General features: G+C 61.0%; 20 protein-coding genes and 1 tRNA gene. 14 read left to right on the top strand and 7 right to left on the bottom strand.

The window, feature by feature from the left end:
- The first annotated feature begins 8 nt into the window (after positions 1-8).
- The 7 genes from NKJ11_RS18860 (at position 9) to NKJ11_RS18830 (ending at position 8,584) form a co-directional block, all read left to right on the top strand.
- Positions 9-785 carry an HpcH/HpaI aldolase family protein gene (locus NKJ11_RS18860; RefSeq protein ID WP_352442884.1) on the top strand — a complete coding sequence of 259 codons (777 nt, stop codon included), beginning with the start codon at positions 9-11 and terminating at the stop codon, positions 783-785.
- Positions 786-799: 14 nt separating this feature from the next.
- Positions 800-1,852: an NAD(P)-dependent oxidoreductase gene (locus NKJ11_RS18855; RefSeq protein ID WP_352442883.1), complete on the top strand. Its 1,053-nt coding sequence runs from the start codon at positions 800-802 to the stop codon at positions 1,850-1,852.
- Positions 1,853-1,972: 120 nt separating this feature from the next.
- Positions 1,973-3,628, top strand: coding sequence for an extracellular solute-binding protein (locus NKJ11_RS18850; RefSeq protein ID WP_127296120.1), 1,656 nt, complete (start codon positions 1,973-1,975; stop codon positions 3,626-3,628).
- Between the two features lie 27 nt (positions 3,629-3,655).
- Positions 3,656-4,657, top strand: coding sequence for a carbohydrate ABC transporter permease (locus NKJ11_RS18845; protein ID WP_245273236.1), 1,002 nt, complete (start codon positions 3,656-3,658; stop codon positions 4,655-4,657).
- Positions 4,658-4,698: 41 nt separating this feature from the next.
- Positions 4,699-5,505: a carbohydrate ABC transporter permease gene (locus tag NKJ11_RS18840; protein WP_245273237.1), complete on the top strand. Its 807-nt coding sequence runs from the start codon at positions 4,699-4,701 to the stop codon at positions 5,503-5,505.
- Between the two features lie 11 nt (positions 5,506-5,516).
- Positions 5,517-6,611, top strand: coding sequence for an ABC transporter ATP-binding protein (locus NKJ11_RS18835; RefSeq protein ID WP_023811943.1), 1,095 nt, complete (start codon positions 5,517-5,519; stop codon positions 6,609-6,611).
- Complete coding sequence (locus tag NKJ11_RS18830) at positions 6,608-8,584, top strand: D-apionate lactonase family protein (RefSeq protein ID WP_352793940.1); 1,977 nt, start codon at positions 6,608-6,610, stop codon at positions 8,582-8,584. Before NKJ11_RS18835 ends, NKJ11_RS18830 begins: the two co-directional genes overlap by 4 nt.
- Positions 8,585-9,037: 453 nt before the next feature.
- On the opposite strand, the gene NKJ11_RS18825 is transcribed toward NKJ11_RS18830, so the two are convergent.
- The 5 genes from NKJ11_RS18825 to NKJ11_RS18805 all read right to left on the bottom strand — a co-directional run bounded on the left by NKJ11_RS18825 (position 9,038) and on the right by NKJ11_RS18805 (position 12,839).
- The gene (locus NKJ11_RS18825) at positions 9,038-9,238 is read right to left on the bottom strand and encodes an HGGxSTG domain-containing protein (RefSeq protein WP_352461333.1); all 201 of its coding nucleotides are present in this window, start codon (positions 9,236-9,238) and stop codon (positions 9,038-9,040) included.
- Between the two features lie 233 nt (positions 9,239-9,471).
- A complete protein-coding gene (locus NKJ11_RS18820) occupies positions 9,472-9,906 on the bottom strand; it encodes a hypothetical protein (RefSeq protein ID WP_352793939.1) in 435 nt (144 codons plus the stop codon).
- A gap of 615 nt (positions 9,907-10,521) precedes the next feature.
- On the bottom strand, positions 10,522-11,844 hold the full coding sequence (locus NKJ11_RS18815; protein WP_352793937.1) for an integrase: 1,323 nt from the start codon (positions 11,842-11,844) through the stop codon (positions 10,522-10,524).
- Between the two features lie 110 nt (positions 11,845-11,954).
- Positions 11,955-12,044, bottom strand: a tRNA-Ser gene (locus tag NKJ11_RS18810).
- A gap of 468 nt (positions 12,045-12,512) precedes the next feature.
- Entirely contained in the window at positions 12,513-12,839 is a 327-nt protein-coding gene (locus tag NKJ11_RS18805; protein ID WP_352793935.1) for a hypothetical protein, read from the bottom strand.
- 385 nt (positions 12,840-13,224) lie between these two features.
- On the opposite strand from NKJ11_RS18805, the gene NKJ11_RS18800 reads away from it, so the two are divergent.
- From NKJ11_RS18800 to NKJ11_RS18770, 7 genes are all read left to right on the top strand, one after another.
- Entirely contained in the window at positions 13,225-14,457 is a 1,233-nt protein-coding gene (locus NKJ11_RS18800) for a septal ring lytic transglycosylase RlpA family protein (protein ID WP_352793933.1), read from the top strand.
- Between the two features lie 103 nt (positions 14,458-14,560).
- Complete coding sequence (locus NKJ11_RS18795) at positions 14,561-15,724, top strand: D-alanyl-D-alanine carboxypeptidase family protein (protein WP_352793931.1); 1,164 nt, start codon at positions 14,561-14,563, stop codon at positions 15,722-15,724.
- A 138-nt stretch (positions 15,725-15,862) separates the two neighbouring features.
- Entirely contained in the window at positions 15,863-16,537 is a 675-nt protein-coding gene (tmk, locus tag NKJ11_RS18790; protein WP_352793929.1) for a dTMP kinase, read from the top strand.
- Entirely contained in the window at positions 16,534-17,589 is a 1,056-nt protein-coding gene (locus NKJ11_RS18785; RefSeq protein ID WP_352793927.1) for a DNA polymerase III subunit delta', read from the top strand. Before tmk ends, NKJ11_RS18785 begins: the two co-directional genes overlap by 4 nt.
- 88 nt (positions 17,590-17,677) lie before the next feature.
- Positions 17,678-19,228 (top strand): methionine--tRNA ligase, encoded by a 1,551-nt coding sequence (metG, locus tag NKJ11_RS18780; protein ID WP_352793925.1) that lies wholly within the window; start codon positions 17,678-17,680, stop codon positions 19,226-19,228.
- Positions 19,228-20,022 carry a TatD family hydrolase gene (locus NKJ11_RS18775; protein ID WP_352677692.1) on the top strand — a complete coding sequence of 265 codons (795 nt, stop codon included), beginning with the start codon at positions 19,228-19,230 and terminating at the stop codon, positions 20,020-20,022. Before metG ends, NKJ11_RS18775 begins: the two co-directional genes overlap by 1 nt.
- Before the next feature lie 3 nt (positions 20,023-20,025).
- Entirely contained in the window at positions 20,026-20,844 is an 819-nt protein-coding gene (locus NKJ11_RS18770) for an MBL fold metallo-hydrolase (protein ID WP_023811955.1), read from the top strand.
- Between the two features lie 13 nt (positions 20,845-20,857).
- Here NKJ11_RS18770 and NKJ11_RS18765 read toward each other — a convergent pair whose 3' ends face one another.
- Both NKJ11_RS18765 and NKJ11_RS18760 read right to left on the bottom strand, forming a co-directional pair.
- Positions 20,858-21,511, bottom strand: a complete 654-nt coding sequence (locus NKJ11_RS18765) for a GNAT family N-acetyltransferase (RefSeq protein ID WP_352630685.1) — start codon at positions 21,509-21,511, stop codon at positions 20,858-20,860.
- Positions 21,512-21,746: 235 nt separating this feature from the next.
- Positions 21,747-22,229, bottom strand: a complete 483-nt coding sequence (locus NKJ11_RS18760; protein ID WP_023811957.1) for a RidA family protein — start codon at positions 22,227-22,229, stop codon at positions 21,747-21,749.
- Positions 22,230-22,315: the final 86 nt, after the last annotated feature.

The following is a 22,315-nucleotide window of genomic DNA, read 5'->3' as shown; positions in this document are numbered from 1 at the left end:
GGAAGTGCATGTCAGAGCCAAGTCTCAGGGCGTTAACTTCTCACAGGCGGGTCAAACTTGGTACGCTCGTCGCCGAGTTCGCGACGCCGGGTATAGGTCACATCCTGAAGTCCGCTGGCTGTGACTTCGTCTTTTTCGATATGGAGCATTCGGGCTTCAGCCTGGAGACGGTGAAGAGTGCGATCCGCTATTTCGAGGCGGCCGACCTGCCGGTTATGGTGCGTGTGCCATCGCAGGACTACCATTTCCTTGCCCGCGCCATGGATATGGGGGCCGAAGGCCTGATCGCGCCGATGGTGAGTACCGTCGAGCAGGCGCAGCACATCATCAATTCCATGAAATATCACCCTGCCGGCGTCCGCGGCGTGGCGCTGCAGATCGCTCATGACCGCTACCGTCCGGGCTCGGTCACTGATAAATTCTCAGCCGCCAACAAGCGCTCGACGTTCATCTGCCTGATAGAGACCGCCGACGGCGTCAGGAACATTGACGGCATCGCGGGACTGGACGGGGTCGATTGTCTGTGGGTCGGACATTTCGACCTGTCCGTCTCGCTCGGCATTCCTGGCGACTTCGCCCACCCCACTTTCACTGCTGCAATGGCCAAAATCGTTGCCGCCGCCAAGAAGCACAACAAATCGCTTGGACGCTTGGTGCCCAACGTCGCGCAGGGACACGACTTCTACGCACAAGGTTTTGATTTTATTTGTTATTCAGGCGACGTTTGGGTTCTGCACGACGCGATCGCCGACGCGGTTTCCAAGATCCGGGCCGGGTGCGAATAGGAGCGGAGGAGACGATGGACAGCGTAAAATTCAGGGTGGCGCTTTCCGGTGATTTCCGCAAGCCGGACGGCTCGCCGACCTACCCAGATTTCGATCTGGTGCCACTGCGCAATGCGACAGGCGTCGAGATGGTGTTCCTGGAGTCAAACAGTCCGCTTCGCGCCGACCAACTTGAGGATTTCGATGCGCTGATCCTCCTCGCCCATCGCTTCGATGCCACGAGCATCCCAAGGAGCGGGCGCCTGGCCGTCGTTGCCCGCTTCGGGGTCGGCTACGACACTGTCGACGTTGAGGCCTGCACCGCAGCCGGCATTGCCTTGGTCATCACGCCCGATGGCGTGCGACGCCCCGTCGCCGTATCCGTCATCACCTTCATGCTGGCACTGACCGGCAAACTGCTGACAAAGGACGCGCTCACCCGCAAAGGGTCTGTTGGTTTCGAGAAGCGCTCCGATCACATGGGGGTCGGCCTCGTCGGGCGTTCGCTTGGGTCACTGGGCATCGGCAACATCGGTGCCGAGGTCTTCCGCTTGGCGAAGCCCTTTGACATGCAATTCATTGCCCATGACCCGTTTGCCGACAAGAGGGTCGCTGCCGACCTGGGCGTCGAGCTGGTCGGGCTGGAGGATCTGTTTCGCCGCGCCGACGTGCTGTCGGTCAGTTGCCCCCTGTCGCCTCAGACCCACCACATCGTCAACGCTGAGCGGATCGCCCTGATGAAGCCGACAGCTTACCTGATCAACACCGCGCGCGGCCCGATCGTCGACCAGAAAGCGCTGTCGCAAGCGCTGCAGGAGCGCCGCATCGCCGGCGCCGGTCTCGACGTGCTGGAACAAGAGCCTCCCGACGCAGACGATGCGATCCTCAAACTCGACAATGTCATCCTGGCGCCGCACGCACTTTGCTGGACCGACCAGTGCTTTGCCGGCAACGGTGCCGCCGACGTCAAAGCGGTAATGGAGGTGCAGCGCGGTCGGGAGCCGCGCGGCGTGGTCAATCGCGAGGTTCTTTCGAGCGAGCTGTGGAAGACCAGGCTGTCGGGGCTCGCCGCCCGCTTCGGAACCTAGGAGGACACTGATTTTTGGGCGCGCCGCCGCGGCCCCTTTGCGGCGACCTTACGGGAGGAAATGCTTGACCGCAGCGCCGGCGGACGAGTGAAGCAAATGGAAATGGGAGGACCAAGCACTATGAACGATCGTGAAAAACGTGACTTTCAGGCAGGTCTCGAAGCAGAGGTCGACGCCTTCATGAGCGGCGAAACCACCCGCCGAACTTTCATCACCCGCTTCGGTCAGATGACCGGCATGTTGGCCGTGTCCGGCCCGATGCTGGGGATGATGACGGATTGGGCGATGGCGCAGCAAACATTGGAATTGGCGGACGCCACGTCGCCGCTCGGCCAGGCGCAGGCCGCAGCCCTAAAAGCATCGAAGGAAGGGCCGGCGGACGGTTCCGCCTTTCGCGCGGCGGAGGCGGCCAAGGCGCATTCGGGCGTCACCCTCAACATGACCTACGAGGCTGGCCTGCAGGCACTCGATCCGCGCAATTTCAGTGGGCCGATGTGGGAGCAGCTTACCGGGATGAAGTCGAATGTCGTCGAACTGTCGAACCCTGACCAGTACTCCAAGGCAGTCGCCGAGCACATCGCCGGCTCGGGTGCCTATGACGTTCTCGACATCTCGCCGGCCTGGACACCGTCGCTTGCCGATGGCGGCGTCATTGCCCCTCTAGACGACTACATCGCCAAATACATGAACCCGGCAGACCTCGAGGACTATCATCCCCTGTACAAGGCGCTGCCGACCTACAAGGGAAAGATCTGGGGGTTCTTCGACGACGGCGACATGTTCGCTCTCTACTACCGCAAGGACATCTTCGAGGATCCGAAAATGGTGGAGGCTTACCAGGCGAAGTTCAACGCCAAGCTTGGACCGCCGAAGACCTGGGAAGAATATGCCCAGATCGCCCAGTTCATTACCGACCAGATGGCGCCAAAGGTTTATGGCGCGGGACATTTCCGCAAGGCGGGCAGCCCTGGCAATCAGTTCGACTTTCTGCAGCAGTACCGCGCCAACGGCGGAAAACTGTTCGGAGACGACATGAAGGCCGGCTTGGTGTCGGATGCCGGCGTCAAGACGCTGACAAACATGCTCGCCGCAAACAAGGCCTCGATCCCCGGCAACAACGAGCTCGACGCCGTTTCCTTGTGGGCGGCTTTCCTGACCGGCAAAGTCGCGATGATCTATTCCTGGCCTCCTAGCGGCCGTATGGCGGCGAACTATTCGCAGTCCGCCACGGCAATCAACTTCATTCCGCAGTCGCAGATCGCTGGCAAGGTCGGCTATGCCGTCGTTCCGGGAAATCCGGAACATGCGACCGGCTACAACAAGGCACTGTCCGCGGATTCGCCCAACCCAGAGGCGGCATATCTGTTCATGCAATGGGTATGCTCGCCACCCGTCTCGCTGGCACGTTGCATGCTGCCCTATGCGCTACGCGACCCATACCGCATCTCGCACTTCAAGTCCGAGCTCTACGGCGCGCTCTTCCCCAGTGCCAAGGAGTACCTTGCCAACCTCAACAACTCGGCAAATGTCGGTCTGCTCGATCCGATCATGCCAGGCGCGCAGGACTACTTCTTGAGCATCGACCGCATGTGCACCGCGGTGTGGGCTGGGGCGGATGCGAAGGCGTCGCTTGAAACGGCCGCCGCCGAGTGGAACGAGACGACCGACCGACTGGGTGTGGATTCGCAGAAAGGCTTCTACACCGAGTTCTTGAAACTGCCTGGCGCCACTGCCGACAACACGGTGGAAAAACTTGGCATGGCGGTCACCCTCTGAGGGGAGGCATGCTGTCTGGAGCAATTGGTGTTGCGGGCGCTTGGCTCGCAACACCTCCCCGCTAAGCGGCGATTTTTGGATACGCCTATGCAGCCCACCGCCACGATCCGTCGCTTGAAGGCCGCCGGCGCACCGCCCCGGCTGTCTGCCTTTGCCCAATGGGCAGACCGTCACTTCAAGTGGCTGCTGGTGGCGCCCGCGGTGCTGCTGATATTGGCGCTCTCGATCTATCCGCTTCTGTTCTCGCTGGTGGTATCTTTCATCAACTACGACTTCCAGGTGCCGGGCCACGCCTTTGTCGGATTGAAGAACTTTGAGCGGGTCGTGTTCGATCCAGTAGCACGTTGGTCGCTGTTGCTGACAGCATGGCTGTCGGGCATCAGCGTCGCTATCGAATTCGTGCTCGGTCTCCTGGTGGCGCTGACAATGGTGCGCAGCTTTCCGGGCCGCGGTGTGATCATGTCGATCCTGATCGTGCCGCTGTTCATCAGCCCGGTCATCGTCGGCCAGGCCTGGACGCTGCTTTTACAGCGGCCTTTCGGACCGACCAACTATATCCTGACGCAACTATTGGGGCAGGAGGTTACGATAGGATGGATGACGGAGCGCCCGTGGCTCTATATCTCGCTGATCATCGCCGATGTCTGGCAGTGGACGCCGTTCATGTTCGTCATCCTGCTCGCTGGGCTGACCGCAATCCCACCCAATCTCTATGAGGCGGCAGAACTTGACGGCGTCAACGCCTGGCAGGCTTTTTGGGCGATCACGCTCCCGCATCTCGGGCCGATGATGCTGCTGGCCCTGACCTTCCGTCTGCTCGACGCAATCCGTATGTTCGATACCATTTTCATCATGACAGGCGGTGGCCCGGGAACACAAACTTACACGGCCTCCTATTATCTCTATACCGTCGGCTTCACGCAGTTTCATCTATCGCAAGCAACAGCAGGAAGTTGGCTGTTCCTGATCTTTACGGCGCTCATCGTGACGTTGCTGGTGCGTCGGCTCTTGAAGGTAGAACCGGTCTAATGGCCGCCGTCGCGCCCGCCCGCCGCAGGAAACGCCGGTCGTTGCCGATCGGCCGAATTCTGCTGCTGGGGTTCTTCCTGGTGTTTGTGCTGTGGCCGCTCTACTGGATGTTCAACACCTCCATCAAGCCCAGCGACGACTACCTCACCGTACCGCCTGTCTGGTTCCCTGCCGCACCGACGCTTGTCCACTACGAAGCTGCGCTGTTCACCTATCGCGGTCTCGACGGCCTTATCAACAGCCTGATTATTTCGCTTTCGGCGACGGTGCTTTCGGCACTGATCGGCACGCTGATGGCTTATAGTCTGGCGCGCTACAACACGGGCGGCCGGCATCTGTCCTTCTGGGTCCTGTCGCAGCGCTTCCTGCCACCGATAGGCATCGTCCTGCCGGTATTCCTTATCTATCGTGGCGTCGGGCTGTACGACACCCATATCGGGCTGATCCTAGCTTACACGGTCTTTACGCTACCGGTGTCGGTTTGGATGATGTTTGCCTATTTCCGCGGCATGCCGAAGTCGATGGAGGAGGCGGCCCTCGTCGATGGCTGCACGAGATGGGAGGCGTTCTGGCGCGTTGCCGTGCCGCTCGCAGCACCAGGCATCGTCGCGGCGGCTGTCTTCGCCTTCATTGCCTGCTGGACGGAGTTCTTCTTCGCTCTGATTTTGACCAGCCGAACTGCCTTTACGCTGCCAACGGTCTTCCGAGCCTTCATCGGCTTCCAGGGCGCACAATATGGTGAAGCCGCAGCCCTTGCCATTGTCTCCCTTGTGCCATCGATCGCCCTTGGAGTGCTTGCTCAACGACATCTCGTGCGCGGGCTGACGCTCGGCGCCGTTCGCGGATAGGAAGGGAAGGCATGGCCGAAGTCAGAATCACCGGCTTGCACAAGCGCTACGGCGCCTTCCATGCGGTGCGCGGCATTGACCTCCACATCCCCGACGGCGAGTTCACTGTCCTGGTTGGACCCTCCGGATGCGGCAAGAGCACTCTGCTGAGGACCATCGCAGGACTGGAGGAGAGCTCACAAGGCACGATCGAGATTGGCGGCGAAGTGGTCAATGATTTCCGGCCGCGCGATCGCGACGTGGCAATGGTGTTTCAAGATTATGCGCTCTATCCGCATATGAGCGTGGCCAAGAACATTGGCTTCGGCCTCAAGGCTCGCAAGATGCCGAAGCCAGAGGTCGAGGTGCGCGTGGCCGAGGCGGCACGCATGCTTGGCATCACTCCCTTGCTGGGGCGTTTTCCGCGTCAGCTGTCCGGTGGCCAGCGTCAGCGCGTCGCCATCGGCCGCGCCATAGTCCGCAACCCCCTCATCTTTTTGTTCGACGAGCCACTGTCCAATCTCGACGCACAGCTTCGCGACGAAATGCGCGGCGAAATCAAACGCCTTCACCAGGACATTGCCACAACGATGATCTACGTCACCCATGACCAGATCGAAGCGATGACGTTGGCTGACCGCATCGTGCTGATGCGCGACGGGTTGATAGAGCAGCAGGGCGCGCCACTCGAGTTGTTCGAGCACCCGGCCTCAACCTTCGTCGCTGGGTTTCTGGGTTCGCCGCGGATGAGCTTCCTGCCAGGCAACCTTGCCTTGGACGGAAGCGCCGCCGCCATCCGGCTCGCGGACGCGCTGCTGCCCTTAGCGCCGGGCAGGGGGCTGAAGGGCGTCGCAGACGGACAGCAGGTGCTGCTCGGGTTGAGGCCAGAACATCTCACTCGGGCGCACACTGCCACACCGGAGCAGGGCACGTTTCGCTATGAGGCAACGATCGACCTGCTGCAGCCGACCGGCTCGCGCAGCTACGCGACATTCCGACTGGCTGGCGCGCCGGTGATGGCTGAGCTGCAGGCGCACGACGTCAGCCGTCCGGGCGAGAAGCTTGCGATCGACATCAACATGAACCGGGCCTCGATCTTCGACGCCACGACGGAGCGGGCAATTTGACCTCGACAGCTTCCCTGGCAGTCCGCTTATGTGGCACCGAACAGCACGAGGCACCGCTGCGCACACTGCGCGCCGGATCCTTGTCGGTCGCGTTCGACAATGGGGCGTTGCGCTACATCCGCATCGGGACGATCGAGATCTTGCGCGGAATCTCGTTTCTTGTACGGGACGAAAACTGGGGAACATGTACCCCCGTTCTCGATGATCTGCGGATCGACGAGAGGCCGGATGCGTTCGCCATTGAATACCGTGCAACATGTGCCGCAACATCCGGCCGCCTGGTTTACCGGGCACGCGTCTCGGGCAGTAGCGATGGTGCGCTGTCGTTTGTGACAGAAGCAGAGCCTGAGACCGACCTTTTGACCAACCGGACCGGCTTCGTCGTGCTGCATCCCATAGCAGATTTGGCCGGCAAGCCGGTGCGGGTCCTGCATCAAGATGGTCTCGAAAGGCTTTCGCATTTTCCGGACTTTATTGATCCGGAATGTCCGTTCACCGACGTGCGCGCGTTGTCACATGAGATCGCGCCTGGGATCTGGGCCACCTGCACCATGGATGGTGATGCCTTTGAGATGGAGGATCAACGCAATTGGTCTGACGCATCCTATAAAACCTATGTTCGTCCCTTGCGTCGCCCGTGGCCCTACAGACTGCCCAAGGGCCAGAAATTCACCCAGGCCGTCCGGCTGCATATGTCGGGGACGCTTCTTGCGCCGATGTCTGAAAATCCTGACCCGCCGATCAAAGTGACGATTGGCGGACCGGCCGGCCGAGTGCCTCGCATTGGCGTCGGCGTCGCCGCCGACGAGGCCAGGCACGCCCTTGGAAACTCCGATCTAATTCGGCAATTGGCTCCGCAGTGGATAGCCTGCCAGGTCGATCTCCGTCTCGGGCACGGCCACGATGAACTTGAACGGTACGCAGCGCTGACCCGGTTGATTGGTGCAAGCGTCGTGCTGGAGATCATAACCAGGGGAACGCTGGATCCCTTCGGCGAGTTGAAGCCGGTCGCGGATGCTGTCCGTCGCCTCGGCCTCAATCTAGAAGCTATCTGCGTCTTTCCGGCGCAGGACATGAAATCGGTACAGCCGGGAGCAGCATGGCCGGCCATGCCGAGCTTCCAGGAAAGCTACTCGGCAGCGCGCCGGGCTTTCCCGGGTGTACCGGTCGGCGGCGGCATGGCCGCGTACTTCACCGAGCTCAATCGCAAGCGCCCGCCAAGCGAGGCGCTCGACTACGCGACCTTTACCACCTGTCCAAGCGTGCACGCTGCCGACGATGTGTCAGTGATGGAGACGCTTGAGGCCATTCCCCACCTGATCCGCTCTGCCCGTTCCTTCATGGGCGAATTGCCGCTGCGTGTGGGTCCCAGTCAGCTCGGCTGCCGCGAGAACCCTTACGGTGCCTCCACGGCGCAGAACGAAGCGAATGGTCGCGTCTGCCTATCGCGCATCGATCCTCGTCAGCGCGGGCTGTTCAATGCGGCCTGGATCGTCGGCTATTTCGCCGCATGCGCTCGCGAGGGCATCGAGGCCGTCGTCTTCGGTGACTTCACCGGTCCATTTGGCCAAATCCATAGGAAGGCTGATTTCGTGCAGCCATGGTTTGACCAGCAGGATTCCCGAACGGTCTATCCCGCTTTCCATGTCTTGGCTGGTCTCTCAAAGCTCGGCGGAGCCACCTTGCTGTCCGTAGGAACTTTCGGCGCTGACGGCGTTGTGACGATCGCAGCTGAAAACGATCGGGGCGTGACCCTGTGGGTCGCTAACCTCACCGCCAAGACGCAATCTGTGCGGCTTTCGGATGCGCCGAGCAGCGCCCGTATTGCTCTTCTCGGCGCCGAGCAGTTCGAGCAGGCGGCAACCGATCCCAACTTCATGGAAATTTCCGCAAGACCGCTGGATGACCAATTCATCTCGCTTGACGCCTACGCCGTCGCGCGAGTCGACCTCGATCGGCCGTCTTCGGCCTAGCCCGATCTTCGCTTAGTTGGCCAAAACCCCAACAAAGATGAGGGTGATAGTTCTATGAGGCCCTAAGGCCGCGCTTGGGATCCATCTCGCTTTGACCCCCAACCCCATCGTTGGTCAATTCAAAGGCATAGCGCGCGAAAGCAGCAGATGATTGAGACCTGGTCTGCCGTGCAAAACGTCCGTGAGCCTGGTTTGCTCTGGCTGCGCCGGGCAAGCCTCACGCGCCTCAATGCCCCCTGGCCACTACGTGCGCTTCAGCATGTGCCTGGAAACCCGTTCACCGAAACGATTTTCAGGTCAACAAAAGTCAACATAATCGTAACACCCCATGGAGTGGCACCGTTTGCATCTTGATTCATTCAAGCGGATTGTTGACCCATTCAAACCCGTCCGAATATGTCCGTTGAGGAGTCAAGTCATTCGTTGAGCGCCGACGATTGCCAAGCCAATTTGCTAGGAATCAGCCGCAGCTCTCCACCTCTCCCAACGATACCGCTGCGCTTCGGCTATCCTATCCTTTCCTCCTTGGGATGTGGGGCCTGTACTCAGCCCACCATGAAACCGACATCTGAGCTTTCCAGGCACAGCTGCGTTTCTGCATTCCGTCCCCCTCCTAGTTTTAGCTTCGCATGTCTCGGTGTAGTCTTGGGCCAACTGGTTCTGTCCTCCATGTTCGATCCTTCGCTCCAACGCGGAACAGGGTAGCTTCGCCGCTCGCGGCAAACATTTTTCAAAATGGTTTAGGTAAGATTTTTTGTTTCGTTGGATTTCCGTCTTGTATGGTCTCTATCTCTGTCTCTGTGTCGATAGGGTATCAATAGGGTATCGATGGGGTATGGATAAGGTATCGATAGGGTAGGGCAGCGACAGGGTCTCGATAGGATGGCTCACTGAGAGCGTTTCAAAGACCCAGCATTTCGGACGATTGCGGTATTATGAATACCCGATTTGAATGGGAGTACCTCTGATTCATCTTTGAGCTTTACTGGGCAAAGCCGCTCAAGCTCGAATAGCGCCGCTCCACGAACTCGCTTGCTTACAATCTTGTCGATTTGCATTATCACGCCAAGCCGATGTTTTTCACCCATCGGCGGGTTATCTTTGAACCAGTCGATAATGAAATATTCTTCAGTCTTTGGATCGTAGATGACAAAACGATCTTCGATAAGGACAGTTCGAGCCAATGACAGCTGTTTTTCATTTAGGCGGCTCTCTGCAATGGCATGAGCATCGGGGAGCTGACAGCAGCCCCCACTGGTCTGGTACGGAGACGTAAGCAGGTAAACGTAAAAATGGTGGCTCTCCAGAGCTGGCAAAAGCACGGGCCGCTTCGATCCCGTCCAGCGTCGTAGAAATCTTAGCCGAGGCTCGGCATCGGTGAGAAACAGCGCCTGCAGGCGGTGGAACGCCTCGTGGTAGGCCGCATTGGGCCGGCCGCTGTCCAGCGCGGTACGATTGCGTCTCTAGGCGTGTAGTAGCCGCCGGCGGTGTCCGTCCGGTCGCTCCAAACTCAGGCGCGTCTGCTCGGTGTCACCGTCGACGGCACCCCAGCCGCATAGGCCGATTTCGCTGCCTTGGGGCGTAGACCCTCGAAGGCTTTTCGCGCGAAGTCGCCCGTCTCTTTCGACTGTTGCCGAAGCAAGTCGAGCTCAGAGGGCGTCAGCATCACGGAAGTCGAGGATGTACTCAGCTTCGGAGCGGATGAGGGCCGAAGGCTGGAGATTGAGTTCTCCCCTAACGACATCGCCATACATCCTTCGGCCTCTCGGATTTGTTCTCGGCTCACGGCCATTAATCGGAGAGCACCGCATATACAAGCGTGACTGTACCCCTGAGAGCGCATACGTGCCGTTGTTCGAGCATCTGGAGCGCGCCGTCGAGCTCAAGCGCGCCACGATGATAACGCGGCGGTCCTCACCGCAATGATGCGCGGGAGGTCAAAGATGCGCCGGCGGTTTGAACGCGATCTTCTTCAGCCAGAACTGCTTTTGCTCGAGCGTCGGGCCAGAACCGTATTTTGGCCGATGCCATTTGTGGCCCATCAGCATGGCCACGACCTTTTCGGGCGCCTCCACGGCCGTCAGCCGATCCTCGTATGTGTGCCGCAGGCTGTAGAGAGAGTGGTCATCAGTCGGCAGGAGATTCGCATTGTCAAGAAACTTGTTGACCAAGGCAGAGAGCGAGTCGGCCTTGTCGAGATAGCGCGGAAACCCTTTGGGGTGGAGCTTCATTACGGCGAGCGCGCAACCCACGAGCGGAATGTCGCGCAGGGAGTGGTCTGTCTTCAACACGCGTCCATCGGGCCTCACCTGCACATGTGGCACCGCGTGATCTAGCAAGATGCGGTGCGGCAGAAGGTTCGCCGCCTCCGACAAACGCATGCCGGTGTCCGCTATCAGCAGCACAAGGTGACGGGCCTCCTCGTTGAGTTCCGCCAGCGCGCGGTCGGCAAGGATCTTGTCTTGGACGAAAGCCGCTTCGAAAGCCGCTCGTTGGACCGCGACCTGTCCCGATAGCCGCAATTTCTTGAACACCGGCGGCAAATTCAGCTGATGTGCCATGTCGACAGTGGTCAGCATCTTCGACACGTGGCCGATGTCCTTGTTTGCGGTGCCGATGTCGAGACTTTCCACGCGTATGCGTTTCTGCCACCACTCGCGAAATTGTATGGCGTGGCTCCGGGTGAGGGCGGCTATGTTCATGTCGCCCACAACCTCGATAAGGTTGCCAACGGCGCGCTTTTTCGGATTGCGCCACTTTCGGAGCTGGTTCGGGGACATGGCATTGAGGCTTTGGGCCTCGATCTTCTCGAATTCTGCAACCAGCCCCGTGAGGCGGATCGCCGGCCGCTCCTCACCACCCAGGGCGGCCGCCACCTCCCGCTCGTCCTCAATGACGTTCCTGTCGAGGAGCAGTCTAATGCGGTCGACAATATCATCGCGCGCGCCTTCAGCGAGCTCGGCATTCGTCTGATAGACCAGCCTCAGGGCTTTCGCCCGCTGCTGGGCCGCCTCGAAACGCAAGCGAGCTTCGCCAGATTGACCGTCGCGAAGCCCTCCCCAATACGCATCGAGCTCGACGTGGAGGCGCTGCACTACTTCCTTGGCACGAATGCCACGGGGATCGTTTACGATCGGAATGTCGGTGCTGATGCGGACCAGGACGCGGCGATCGAGCTCGGCGAATTCCTTCGGAACACGGCGAACGAGGTACCAGGTGCCGTCGCGCTTATGCGCCTTTGGCGGATCTTTCCGCGCCATTCCATCCCCTGGCGTTACACAGATTGTTACACATAATAAGGGGCATGTTGCGCGAGCAAGGTCAATAGGAGGTTCAAAATGCTAAAAAGGTGGGTTGCAGGGGCGCCAGTTGGCGGAGGAAGTGGGATTCGAACCCACGGTGAGCTTGCACCCACGCCGGTTTTCAAGACCGGTGCCTTAAACCGCTCGGCCATTCCTCCATCGTGATTTTTCAACCACTTGGGTAGCGCGGGGGCCAACCCGTTTGGCCTGTTAGCACCGGATTGGCACCGAAGGCGCTCCCGGCTGGTTCACGCCTCATTCCTGTAAAGCGGCATTGAGGGCTGCGTCAACCACCGCTGCGTCGCTTCCTGCTGTCCTGGGCAGACTCTGAGCTTGTCGGGATCGAGCACCGGGACCATCGCGGTCCAATGGTGCATGAAGAAGAAGCCCGCCGCGGGCGTTGCCCGAGATTGTGAGGCGCTGCAGTGCTTCCATGCAGCGCCCCAGGCAAGGGCGCAGTCCAGCTATCGCCAGAACCATCCTTGCAACCGGGCGGGGCGGGTTAATCCCTATAGGTCAACCTCTTGGGAGAGCTGCGGCATTTCCCCAAAAAATTCAGTTCGCCAAGGGAACAGCTGCTCGTGAGGAAGGCCGAAGCTGCAAATCGGCTCCGGCCTGCGTGTTCCTCAGTCTTTGCAGCTTTCGTCCGCCTTTGCCGCCGCGGCCTTATCACCATGCTGCTGCGCCTCAATGTCCTGCTGCGAGGTTGCAAGATTCTTGTCGCCGCCGCCTTCGGCGCCCGCCAACGGCATCGTGGCGCCATCCTTGGCGGCTGGCTTGCCCGCGCTATCCGACGCTTTTGGGGTCTCTAAAGGCGCATGAGTTCCATCTTTCGAAATACCGGCGGTCTGTTCGGAATCCGTCCCTGCGTTGGAAGCCGACTTGTCCGGGCATGCGGCGATCGCAGACCCGGCAGAAAGTGACATTGCGATCGCGATTGTCAATGAAGCCATTTTCATCATCCTCGTCCTTCTGTTCGAGTGCCCTGCGGAAGAAACTAGCGGCGCATTTCTTTGTTCCGACGGTCGGTCCGCTGCCCGTCAAAGCTTGGTCAACGGCAGGCATGGGCGGCAGGAGCGAAGCCAGGCTCTCTGTGGCAGAGGGCATCACATCTCTCGCGTGGAAGCACGAAAACCGTTACTTTTCAGAAGGCTTTCACGGTGGAGACGCCACAATCTTGCCCGGTTGCAGCCACAATCGGTTAATACCGTGATAAGCAATTCCTGCGCACAAAGGATCGGGGTTCAAAGGCGTCGTTGTATTGGTCGGGTGAGTGTTTCGGCTTCTTCGACGGTTGGACACGACGTCTAGGTCAAGACTGAAGGGGACATCAGGAAAATGCAGGCTGTGACGCAACCGCGTCTTCGTCGCGCTGCTGCAGTCGCGTTGTTCGCCATGTCGGCCGCCTTGCTGGCGGCTTGTGCGTCGCAGCCCGAGCCGAAAGCGATGGTCTACAAGAAGACCCGCTCCAAGGAATATTTCGCCGAATCCGAATATGGCGTGAAGGCAAGCCCGCGTGTGATCTCCCAGAATGGGCGCATCCAACGTGGCGGCGGCAGGGATCAGCTCGGCAAACCCTATCAGGTCCGCGGCAAGTGGTATTACCCCCGGGAAGACAAGCGCTACGCCAAGGTCGGCCTGGCCTCCTGGTATGGCGACGCCTTCCATGGCCGGCTTACCGCCAATGGCGAAGTCTACGACATGACCCATCTAACGGCGGCGCACCCGACCATGCCGCTGCCGAGCTATGCCCGCGTCACCAATCTCAAGACCGGCAGTTCGGTCATCGTTCGCGTCAACGATCGCGGCCCATATCACGAAGGCCGCATCATCGATGTCTCGGAGCGCGCTGCCCAGATGCTTGACTATGCCAACACCGGCACCGCTCAGGTGAAGGTCGAATATGTCGGCCGCGCGCCGCTCGACGGCGATGACGACCAGTATCTGATGGCTTCCTACCATCCCGGCAACAGGGCGCCAGACCCGTCGGATGGACTGCCGACCGGCGTCATGGTCGCCATGAACGGGCCGTCGCCAAGCCTGCCTGCGGGCGCCGCCGCCGTGCCGTTTCCGGGCCAGTTGACCGATTCCGGCGCTGTCCAGCCGGTCATGTCGACGCAGTCCTCGGCCTATGGCGATCTGGCGCTTCCGGATTTCGGCCCGATCGTGCCGGAGCGCCCGCAGATCAATCTGCCGCCGCAATCACCGTTTGCCGTGGCCTCGCTGTCCTATGCCGACGAGCGGGTCGAACGCGCCTCAAATGCCTTCGCCGCAATGGGTGGCGACGGCATGTCGCCGGCCGACGTGCTCCAATCGTGGAAGCGGCAGCCGCCACCGGCCGGTCCGTCCACCGACTACGTTGCTGCCGGTTCGTTCGAGGATGCCGGAGAAGCCAAGCGTATTGCCGCTCAGCTTGCCGCCTTCGGCAAGATCGAGATCCAGCGTTCGGAACTCGACGGCGAGGATTGGTATTCGGTCAATCTCTATCCCGATGGCCACCGCAATCTGGACGAGATGTTGCAGGCTGCCTGGTCGCATGGCGCGCCCGATGCACTGGCTGTGCGCAACTGAGCGCAAGCCAGGCTGGATTTCAGCGACGCGGTTGATCCGCCGTGCAAAAAGCCCGATACTTTTCGCGGGCTTGCCGGCGGTGCCGGCCAACGGGTCGAACATCATGCAATTGCGCTTGCTCCCGCTCGCTGGGCTTCTGGTTTTTGGCCTGCTGCTGTTTTTCCAGGCTCCGGCCGGTGCGCAGCTGTTCGAGACCAAGGCCGCACAGGCCTTCATGATCGACGCCGAGACCGGGACGGTGCTGTTTTCCAAGGATGCCGACAAGCCGATACCGCCGGCCTCGATGGCCAAGCTGATGACCATGGAAGTGGTTTTCAACGCCATCAAGTCCGGTCGACTGAAGCTCGACGATACGTTCGTTGTCAGCGAAAACGCCTGGCGCAAGGGTGGCGCGCCTTCGGGAACATCGACGATGTTCGCCAAGCTCAAGTCGTCGATCCGGCTCGAAGACCTGATTCAGGGCGTGACCGTGCAGGCGGCCAATGACGGCTGCATCGTCATCGCCGAAGGCATGTCGGGATCCGAGGACAATTTTGCCGCGCAGATGACCGAACGGGCCCGCCAGATCGGCCTCAAGACGTCGACTTTCGTCAATTCGACCGGCCTGCCGGCGGATGGCCAACAGACGACCATGCGCGAGCTGGCGCAGCTCGCCCTGCACCTGTGGCGCGATTATCCGGATTTCTACCGCTATTACGGCCAGAAGGATTTTACCTGGAACAAGATTTCGCAGAGGAACCGCAATCCGCTGCTGGCGATGGACATCGGCGCCGACGGCCTGGCGGTCGGTGCGAGCGAGGCAGCCGGCTTCGGCATCGTCGGTACGGTCAGTCACAACGGCACACGGGTGATCGCGGCGATGAGCGGGTTGGCCTCGGACAAGGAGCGTGCCGAAGAGGCGAGAAAGCTGCTCGACTGGGGTGTCCGCTCGTTCGAGAAGACCGAAATCTTCGCCAGGGACGAGGTGGTTGGAGAAGCCCAGGTTTTTGGCGGCGCCAAGCCCGGGGTGATGCTGAAGGCCAAGGGCCCGATCGACATCTTCCTGCCGATCACCAACCGCGACAAGCTGACGGCCAGGATAGTCTATGACGGCCCGATTGCAGCACCGGTGGAGGAGGGGCAGCCGGTGGGCGCGCTGCGCGTCTGGATCGGCGATACGCTCAGCCAGGAGACACCGCTTTTCGCCGCCGAATCGATCGGCGTGGGCACGCTGCCGCAGCGCGCCCTCGATGCCGCCAAAGAACTGGCGGTCGGCTGGCTGCGCTAAGGCATGTCGCTCAAATCTGGCCATGGTTTTGGGGAACGACATGCATAAGGGCAAAATTGACGGCATGGACGTTTGGCCGAACGCGGACTATCTAGAGCGCTACAATCCCATTCAGCCATGGACAAGAAGGCCTCTCGGTTGGCACGCGGTTTTTTCATCACCTTCGAAGGCGGCGAGGGGGCAGGCAAGTCGACGCAGATCGAGCGGCTGGCCAGGAAGATGCGCGCCAAGAAATACGATGTGCTGCTTACCCGCGAACCCGGCGGCTCGCCGGGTGCCGAAGCCGTCAGGCATGTGCTGCTTTCGGGCGCGGCCGAACCGTTCGGACCGAAGATGGAAGCGCTGCTTTTCGCCGCCGCGCGATCCGATCATGTCGAGCAGCTCATCCGGCCGGCGGTCGAGCGTGGTTCCATCGTGCTTTGCGACCGCTTCCTCGATTCCTCGCGCGTCTACCAGGGCGTCACCGGCGGCATCGATTCGGCGTTCATGGATGCGCTGGAGCAGGTCGCCATCAACGGCTTGATGCCGGACATGACGCTGATCTTCGACATCGATCCGGCGGAAGGCCTGAGGCGCGCAACGCTGCGGCGCGGCACCGAGGCAGTCGCCGACCGCTTCGAAAAGGAGACGCTGGCGATCCATCAGGCCCGCCGCGAGGCGTTTCTGGCGATCGCCAAGGCCGAGCCGGAGCGCTGCATCGTCGTCGACGCAGCCGCCGAGCCCGACGCGGTCGAGAACGTCGTCACCGCGGCGGTGTTCGCGGCACTGGCGGCGAGAACGCCGGCACGCGACAGGCAGGCAACGCCGGCATGATCTTCGAACGCATCGCACCCGAACAGCACGACACGTTGGACGGCGTGCCGGAGCCCGCCGAAACGCCCCTTCTGGTCGGGCACGGCCAGGCTGCAGGCGTGCTCACCGCCGCTTATCGTGCGGGCAAGCTGCCGCATGCGCTGATCTTCTCCGGACCGGTCGGCATCGGCAAGGCGACGCTCGCCTTCCACCTTGCGCATCATCTGCTGAAGCACCCGGATTTTGCGCAGGCGCCGGAAAGCCTTGCCGCTCCCGATCCGGCTTCGTCGCTGTTTCGCCAGATCGCCACCGGGGCGCATCCTTCCGTGCTGCATCTGACCCGGCCGCTGAACGACAAGACCAAGAGTTTCAAGACAGTCGTCACCGTCGATGAGATACGCAAGGTCAGCCGCTTCCTGTCGCTGACCTCGCACGACGGCAGCTATCGGGTCGTCATCGTCGACCCCGCCGATGACATGAACACCAATGCGGCCAATGCGTTGCTGAAAAATCTTGAAGAGCCGCCGGCACGGACTCTGTTCATCCTGATTGTCCACGCGCCGGGCAGCCTGCTGCCGACGATCCGGTCGCGCTGTCAGGTGGTGCGATTGAACCCGCTCGACGCCGACGACCTGATGACGGTGCTGGAAACGACCGAGCTCGCGCCGCCTGACGATCCGGCGGCTCGCGCGGCACTGGTCGGGCGGGCAGGGGGCAGCGCCCGCAACGCCATCCTGCTGACGCAGTATGGCGGGCTGGAGATCGCCTCCACGCTGGACGCTCTGGTCACGGGCAGAAAGAGCGATGTCGGCGGCGCGTTTCGCCTCGCCGAAGCCGTGGCTGGCCGCGATCAGGCGATCCAGTTCGATATCTTCAACCGCCGGGCGCTGGACCTGTTGTCGGACGCGGCAAGTCAGGCAGCACTGGCGGGCGATCTCGCACGGGCCAAAACGTTGTCCGACACTTGGCATGAGGCGCTGGACGCTATATCTGAGACCGATACCTACAATCTCGACAAGAAGCAGCACGCCCTGATCATGATCGACCGCCTGAATTCTGCAATGCGAATGTGACTGGGTTTCCTGGATCGGGATGGCAAATGCTGCCTCGATACGATATCCACCGACGCCTTTCCATTCAGACATTCATGACGGTTCCTTCATGTCACGCGACAAGTTCTACATCACCACCCCGATCTTTTATCCGAACGGCAAGCCGCATATCGGCCACGCCTATACGGTCATTGCAACCGACGCCCTGGCACGCTTCCAGCGCCTGGACGGCAAGGACGTCTTCTTCCTGACCGGTACCGACGAACACGGCCTGAAGATGCAGCAAACGGCCGAGAAGGAAGGCATAACGCCGCTGGCGCTGGCCGACCGCAATTCGGCGATTTTCCGCGCGATGAGCGAGGCGATGGGTGGCTCGAACGACGACTACATCCGCACGACGGAACCGCGCCACTACGAATCCTGTCAGGCGATCTGGAAGGCGATGGCCGCCAATGGCGACATCTATCTCGACCGTTATAGCGGTTGGTATTCGGTGCGCCAGGAAGCCTATTTCGACGAGAGCGAGACGACGCTCGGCGAGGATGGCGTGCGTCGCGAACCGCTCGGCTCGCCCGTCGAATGGAACGAGGAAGAAAGCTATTTCTTTCGGCTTTCCGCCTATCAGGAAAAATTGCTGGCCCTTTATGAGAGCCAGCCAGACTTTATCGGTCCCACCGAGCGCCGCAACGAGGTGCTCAGCTTCGTCAAGTCCGGGCTGAAGGATCTGTCGATCTCGCGCACCACCTTCAAATGGGGCGTGCCGGTGCCCGGCGACGACAAACATGTGATGTATGTCTGGGTCGACGCGTTGACCAACTACATCACCGCCGCCGGCTATCCCGACACAAAGGCCGAGCAATGGCGCTATTGGCCGGCCACGCACATCATCGGCAAGGACATTGTCCGCTTCCATGCGGTCTATTGGCCGGCATTTCTGATGTCGGCGGGCATTGAGTTGCCGAGCCGCGTTTTCGCGCATGGCTTCCTGTTCAACCGCGGCGAGAAGATGTCGAAATCGGTTGGCAACGTCGTGGATCCATTCGCGATGGTCGAGCACTACGGCCTCGACCAGGTGCGCTACTTCTTCCTGCGCGAGGTGCCCTTCGGCAACGACGGCAGCTACAGCCATGACGCGATCGTCAACCGCACCAATGCCGATCTTGCCAACGGCCTCGGCAACCTTGCGCAACGCTCGCTGTCGATGATCGCCAAGAACTGCGGCGGCGTGGTGCCGCAGCGCGGCGACCTGACGGATGCAGACAGAGCAATCCTGGATCAGGCCGTCGCCGCTCTCGACATCGCGCGCAAGGCGATGGCCGAGCAGGGCATCCATCTGGCGCTGGCGGCGATCTTCGGCGTGGTGGCGGAAGCCGATCGCTACTTTGCCGGCGAGGCACCATGGGCGTTGAAAAAGACCAACCCTGCGCGCATGGAAACGGTGCTGTGGACGACCGCCGAAGTCGTGCGCCGCGTGGCGGTGCTGTGTCAACCCTTCACTCCGGGATCGGCCGCGAAACTGCTCGACCTGTTGGCGGTGCCGGCGGAGAGCCGCGCTTTCGCGCATGTCCATGCTGACCATGCGCTGGTGCCCGGCACTGCGTTGCCCGTACCGGAAGGGGTGTTTCCACGTTATGTCGAACAGCCGGACGCGAACGTCTGATGCTCGTCGACAGTCACTGCCATCTCGACTTTCCCGACTTCGCCGAGGAGCGGGCGGCCATCGTCGCCCGCGCGTTAGCCGCCGGAATCGACCGTATGGTGACGATCTCGACACGCGTGAGGCGGTTTCCGCAAGTACTTGAGATCGCTGAAACTTTCGACGAAGTCTATTGCTCTGTCGGCACTCATCCGCACAATGCGGCCGAAGAGCTGGATATCACGGTCGAGGAGCTTGTGCGGCTATCCGCGCACCCGAAAGTGGTGGCCATCGGCGAGGCCGGGCTGGACTACTTCTACGACAAAGCGCCCCGCGATGCGCAGGCGCAAGGCTTTCGCACCCACATATCAGCCGCGCGCGAGACCGGCCTACCGCTGGTCATCCATTCGCGCGACGCCGACGACGACATGGCAGCGATCCTCAAGGCCGAAACGGGGAAGGGCGCCTTCCCCTTCATCCTGCATTGCTTTTCTTCCGGACATCGGCTCGCCGAAATTGGCGTCGCTCTCGGCGGCTACGTGTCGTTCTCGGGTATCCTCACCTTCAAGAATTCAGCTGAGTTGCGCGCCATTGCCGCCGATGTGCCGCATGACCGGCTGCTGGTCGAAACCGACGCGCCCTATCTGGCGCCCGTGCCGTTTCGCGGCAAACGCAACGAGCCCGCCTATGTCGCGCACACGGCCAAGGTGCTGGCCGAAACCATCGGCGTCAGCGAAGCTGAAATCGCTGATCTGACGACGGATAATTTCTTCCGGCTGTTCGGCAAGATGCCGCGGCCTGTAGAGCAAAGTGCCTGAACGATGACCGACCGGCTGCGCCTCACCATTCTCGGCTGCGGCTCGTCCCCAGGTACGCCGCGCATCACCGGCGACTGGGGCAATTGCGACCCCGACAACCCCAAGAACCGGCGCACGCGTGCCGCCGCACTCGTCGAGCGGATCGCGGCGAACGGCAGCCGCACGACTGTCGTCATCGACACGGGGCCGGATTTTCGGCAGCAGATGCTGCTGGCCGGCGTTAAACGTGTCGATGCGGTCGTCTATACCCACCCGCATGCCGACCACATCCATGGCATCGACGATCTGCGCGGTTTCGTTCTCGATCAGCGCCAACTGATCGACGTCCATGCCGACAGGGCGACGATGCTTCGGTTGCGGGAAGCGTTCGGATACTGTTTCGAGACGCCGCAAGGCAGTTCCTATCCGCCGATCGTCAGGCCGCATCTCATCGACCACACTAGGCCGGTGGTCATCGAAGGAGAGGGGGGTACCCTCACCCTTGAGCCGCTGCCGCAGATCCACGGCGACATCGTATCGCTCGGTTTCCGCATTGGCGGTCTCGCCTATTGTCCCGACATCAGCGACTTTCCGGAACCCACCGCCGAACGGCTGCGCGACCTCGATGTGCTGATCATCGACGCGCTGCAGTACCGGACGCATCCCAGTCACCTGTCCCTTGGCGAAGCGCTTGAATGGATCGAGCGGCTGGCGCCGATACATGCGGTGTTGACACATATGCACGTGCCGCTCGACTACGCCACGGTGATGGCCGAGACACCCGCCAACGTCGAGCCGGCCTATGATGGGATGGCGATTGAAATCCCTTACGAATCAGCGTGATGCGAATAGACTTTCATACAGGCTTTCGGTTCATTGGTGCGAATATCAGCAGCGTTCCGATCCGTTCGTAGCCCATCCGGGGATAAAGCAGAGCCCCGGCGTGGGTTGCAGCCAGCACCGAGCACCTCGACCCACGCGCCCGATCGTCGTGCAACATTTTCGACATCAAAGCCTGGCCAATGCCGCGACGCCGGTGCGAAGGCTCGACATACATGCTCGAACACCACGTGGCTTCCACGGCATCCAAGCTGCGCACGCGCCCAACGATATCGGCGCCATCGACTGCCACATACTGGCGCAACGGCGCGCTGTCGCCGAGCAAATGATCCGGGATCGGCTGTCTGCGGATGATCTTTCCCAACTGCGCCGCCGCCCGTTCGGCTGTCTGCACGCGTTCGACCGAAGCAACCGCAACCGCTGGCGGGCTCGGAATCCGGCGCAACCGGTGGACGAAAAAACCTTCGGTCCGAAGCAGCCGGTAGCCGAGAGCTTTGTAGGCGGTTCGTGTCGGCCCGTCCGGATCCTCGTTCGCGATCACAACGGAAATGGCAAAGCCCGGCCGTGCATGCTGCCGCACGACGGCATCGGCTTCTTGAGCGGCGACGTCATGGACGACCCATTCTTCGCCGCGGTAGTCACGAAGATTCTTGCGCTCGGCATCGCGCATCAGCCACAAGCGTCCAACGCGGCTGGCCTCGTAAGGAAAGGTGCGGCTTCCAGTTCTTGACCGATGCGTTAGTTCCATAATCTATCTTATGCGACTTTTGGATGCGGCGGCAATAGCAATAGAGTGTATGCGTCGTGACGGCTTTGCTTCGTGGGAGCCAAAATGAATTGGTGGTTCCAACGCGCGGCTGTCGGCGGCGTGCTCGACCCCATGTCAGTTGGGGCGATCAGGCTCCCTATTCCAGAATAACGGTGGCTTCCACCTCGAAAAGCATGGGGTCGATTGCAAGCTTGGGAACGGGAACCAGTGTCTGCGCCGGCAACGCCTCGCCGAACATGTCCTTGACGTTCCTGGTTAACACATCGAGCTTGGACATGTCGTGGTCGACCACGAAGACCGTGAGCTTCGCCACCTGATCCGGCTTGGCGCCGATGCCCCCGAGCGCCGCATGCAAATTTGCGTAGGCCTGCTTAACCTGGACGGCGAAATCGGGTGACAAGGCTCCTGTGCTGTCTTGGCCGCCCTGCCCGGAAATGTAGGCAATCCGAGCTCCGCGCGGTGCGATCACGGCGGTGCTGTAGCCATTCGGCGACGGGTCGTAGAGCGTCTGTGGATTGATGATGGTCAGCTTGAACTCGTTCGCCGGCGACGCAGTGGGAACTGCAATGGTCATGATGATTAGCCCTCCGATAAGCAGATGCTTGATTGCGCGTGACATGATTTCTCCTGGCTCTGCTGACTGCGAATAACGCACTCGCCGCCGGCATGAACTTTAAACCAGATCGCTCATACGATGAATCGTGC

This window comes from Mesorhizobium sp. M0243, from assembly GCF_040321775.1.
GTDB lineage: Bacteria > Pseudomonadota > Alphaproteobacteria > Rhizobiales > Rhizobiaceae > Mesorhizobium.
This window is presented reverse-complemented; position numbering and strand designations above follow the sequence as displayed.